The sequence below is a fragment of the Virgibacillus salarius genome, assembly GCF_039521925.1.
Classification (GTDB): Bacteria; Bacillota; Bacilli; order Bacillales; family Amphibacillaceae; genus Virgibacillus; species Virgibacillus salarius.
Genome location: NZ_BAAACY010000117.1, coordinates 1 through 3,038, shown reverse-complemented (window position 1 = coordinate 3,038; position 3,038 = coordinate 1). Strand labels below are relative to the sequence as shown.

General features: G+C 36.1%; 3 protein-coding genes. 2 read left to right on the top strand and 1 reads right to left on the bottom strand.

Features of this window, described 5'->3' with window-relative positions; genetic code table 11:
- Positions 1-103 precede the first annotated feature (103 nt).
- Positions 104-292 carry a 50S ribosomal protein L28 gene (gene rpmB, locus ABDZ84_RS15020; protein ID WP_026680850.1) on the bottom strand — a complete coding sequence of 63 codons (189 nt, stop codon included), beginning with the start codon at positions 290-292 and terminating at the stop codon, positions 104-106.
- A gap of 272 nt (positions 293-564) precedes the next feature.
- Between rpmB and ABDZ84_RS15015 the strand changes: the two genes are divergently transcribed.
- The gene (locus ABDZ84_RS15015) at positions 565-927 is read left to right on the top strand and encodes an Asp23/Gls24 family envelope stress response protein (protein WP_026680851.1); all 363 of its coding nucleotides are present in this window, start codon (positions 565-567) and stop codon (positions 925-927) included.
- A 107-nt stretch (positions 928-1,034) separates the two neighbouring features.
- Positions 1,035-2,696: a DAK2 domain-containing protein gene (locus ABDZ84_RS15010; protein ID WP_343782081.1), complete on the top strand. Its 1,662-nt coding sequence runs from the start codon at positions 1,035-1,037 to the stop codon at positions 2,694-2,696.
- The last annotated feature ends 342 nt before the right edge of the window (positions 2,697-3,038 follow it).

Below are 3,038 nucleotides of genomic sequence, written 5' to 3'. Positions count from 1 at the left end.
CCAGCTATCATTTTTTGATAACTGGAATCTTTTTTAACTTCATAAGGGCTAGTTATGTCCCAGCCCCTTTTTCTTAACTAATGCGATAAGTTGTATTAGTATATTAAACGCGTTCTACTTTCCCTGATTTAAGGGCACGTGCAGATACATATACTTTTTTCGGTTTTCCATCTACCATAATACGTACTTTTTGTACATTAGCTTTCCATTGACGCTTATTGGAATTCATAGCGTGAGAGCGTTGGTTTCCACTGCGAGTTTGACGTCCAGTTACAACACATTTTCTGGCCATGTTATCCCTCCTACTTTTACATGTTTCTTTGCATTTTCATACTTATACAATTTACCATAACTCTTACTAGATTGCAATTATTCTTTTTGTAAAACCACGAATAAACTGGGATTATTTGTTATATAAAGAGAAAATACTTGACAGATTAACACAAATCGTACATTGTTATAAGTGGTAATTTTTAATTAGGTATTATCTATACTTTTAAAAAGGTTCTGCATGTAGTAGAATATGCTTAGATAATGTGAGCAGGTATTATAAGGAGGATTCAAATGTCCATTGAACTTCATACAAACGATGGTCAGGTAACGATTACTAATGAAGTAATTGCCACTATTGCTGGTGGTGCAGCAGTTGAATGTTATGGAATTGTTGGGATGGCTTCTAAAAGTCAAATACGCGATGGCATTGCTGAAATCTTAAGAAAAGAAAACTTTTCAAAAGGTGTCATTGTCCGTCAAGAAGAAAGCAATTTACATATCGATATGTATATTATTGTGAGTTATGGAACAAAAATATCCGAAATTGCTCATAATGTTCAATCTCAGGTTAAATATACGTTAAATCAATCCTTAGGGTTAGAAATTGATTCTGTCAATATTTATATTCAAGGAGTTCGTGTCTCAAAAGACTAATTTCATATCATCTAATTGTATAAAGTGTTAATGCTCTAGCGCCTGAAGCATGAATAGTAGATCTACAGGCGCTGTGAGCTTTTGTCTACAGAGGAGGAAATATAATAGTGACTTTACAGAAGATAAATGGCAAGAAACTTGCTCAAATGATTCTTTCTGGAGCGCATAATTTGTCGAATAACGCCAAGAAAATTGATGCTTTAAATGTATTCCCTGTACCCGACGGTGATACAGGAACAAATATGAATCTAACGATTACTTCCGGAGCTAATGAAGTAAAAAAATTAACTAGTGACAGTGTATCTGAAGTAGCTGAAGCATTTGCTAAAGGGTTACTAATGGGTGCTAGAGGTAATTCAGGGGTCATACTATCACAAATTTTTCGTGGTTTTTCTAAAGGGTTGGAAAAAAAAGAAGCGGTTACAACCATCGAGCTTGCGAAGGCATTTGAAAGTGGTGTTTCCACTGCGTATAATGCTGTAATGAAACCTGTAGAAGGCACCATACTAACTGTTGCAAAGGATGCAGGGAATCAAGCAGTTTCAGTTGCTGAAAAAGAACAAGACATCATTCAGCTAATGGAACAAATTGTAGCTGAAGCAAAAGCATCACTTAAACGTACACCAGATTTACTTCCAGTCCTAAAAGAAGTTGGTGTAGTAGATTCTGGTGGGCAGGGTTTATTAACCATCTATGAAGGATTCCTTGCTGCGTTAAAGGGAGAAGAACTTCCTGAAGATCCATCGGATATTAATATGGATGAAATGATAAATGCTGAACACCATAAAGTAACACAGGATTTTATGGATACAGAGGATATAGAGTTTGGCTATTGTACTGAATTTATGGTTAAGTTTGAAGAAGACAAATTAAATGAATATCCATTTGATGAAGAAGCATTTCGTAACGATTTAAGTGAGCATGGTGATTCCTTGCTAGTTGTTTCTGATGATGAGCTTGTGAAGGTTCATATTCATGCAGAGTATCCAGGACATTGTTTAACAATGGGGCAACGTTATGGAAGCTTAATTAATATGAAAATAGAAAATATGCGCGAGCAGCATACTGCTATTGTAGGAAGTAAAGAAAAGAAAAATATGCAAAAAGAAAAGTCGGAATATGCAATTGTTACAGTGGCCATGGGTAAAGGCTTGAGGGATCTTTTGGAAAGCTTAGGGGCAAGTGTGGTCATTGAAGGTGGACAAACAATGAATCCAAGCACTCAGGATATTGCAAATGCCATCAAGCAAGCTAATGCTAAAAATGTGTTAATACTTCCAAATAACAAGAATATCCTAATGGCAGCTGATCAAGCGGCAGAATTAGCTGAAGAAAATGTACGAGTTGTTCCAACTAAAACAATTCCACAAGGTATAAGCGCTATGCTCTCATTTCATCCAGATGCAGATATTGATAGTAATCAGCAAGCAATGGACGAGGCAAGAAAACAGGTGAAAACTGGACAAATAACTTATGCTGTACGTGATACACAAATTGATGGCATTACCATTGAAAACGGTAATTTTATGGGTATTGCAGATGGTAAGATCATTGCTACTGACTCTGATAAAATGGAAACAGTGAAGTTGCTTCTAAATGAGATGATCTCTAAAGATGATGAGATCTTGACGATTCTTCAAGGGGAAGATGTAGAAGATGAAGAAGTAAATCGATTGATCAAATATATAGAAGAAACATACGAAGATATTGAAATTGAAGTGCATAACGGTAATCAACCAATATACTCCTATATATTTTCCGTGGAATAAGCAGCTTTTTATATAAATAATAGGGCTGTATCAAAAGTCCATTAGAGGAACGAAACACCGACCATGATATTTAAACATCACGGTCGGTGTTTCGTTCTGGTTTGTATTTATTTTGATTATCTCCGCACGATGGCAAGAGGGTTAATTTTAGATAAATAAAAAAAACTGAGCAAAATTCGCAGTCCTTATCACTAAATGCTCAGATTTACGCTTCCTACTGCTTGACCACCACTCCGGCTGCCCACTTCCCTTTCCGTGGGGTTTGTCCTTCCGCTAACTTTTTTAGCAAAACCCGCTCAAAAAAGTGGATCTTCAGGTCAAACATTTCCCACAAGAGTTGAA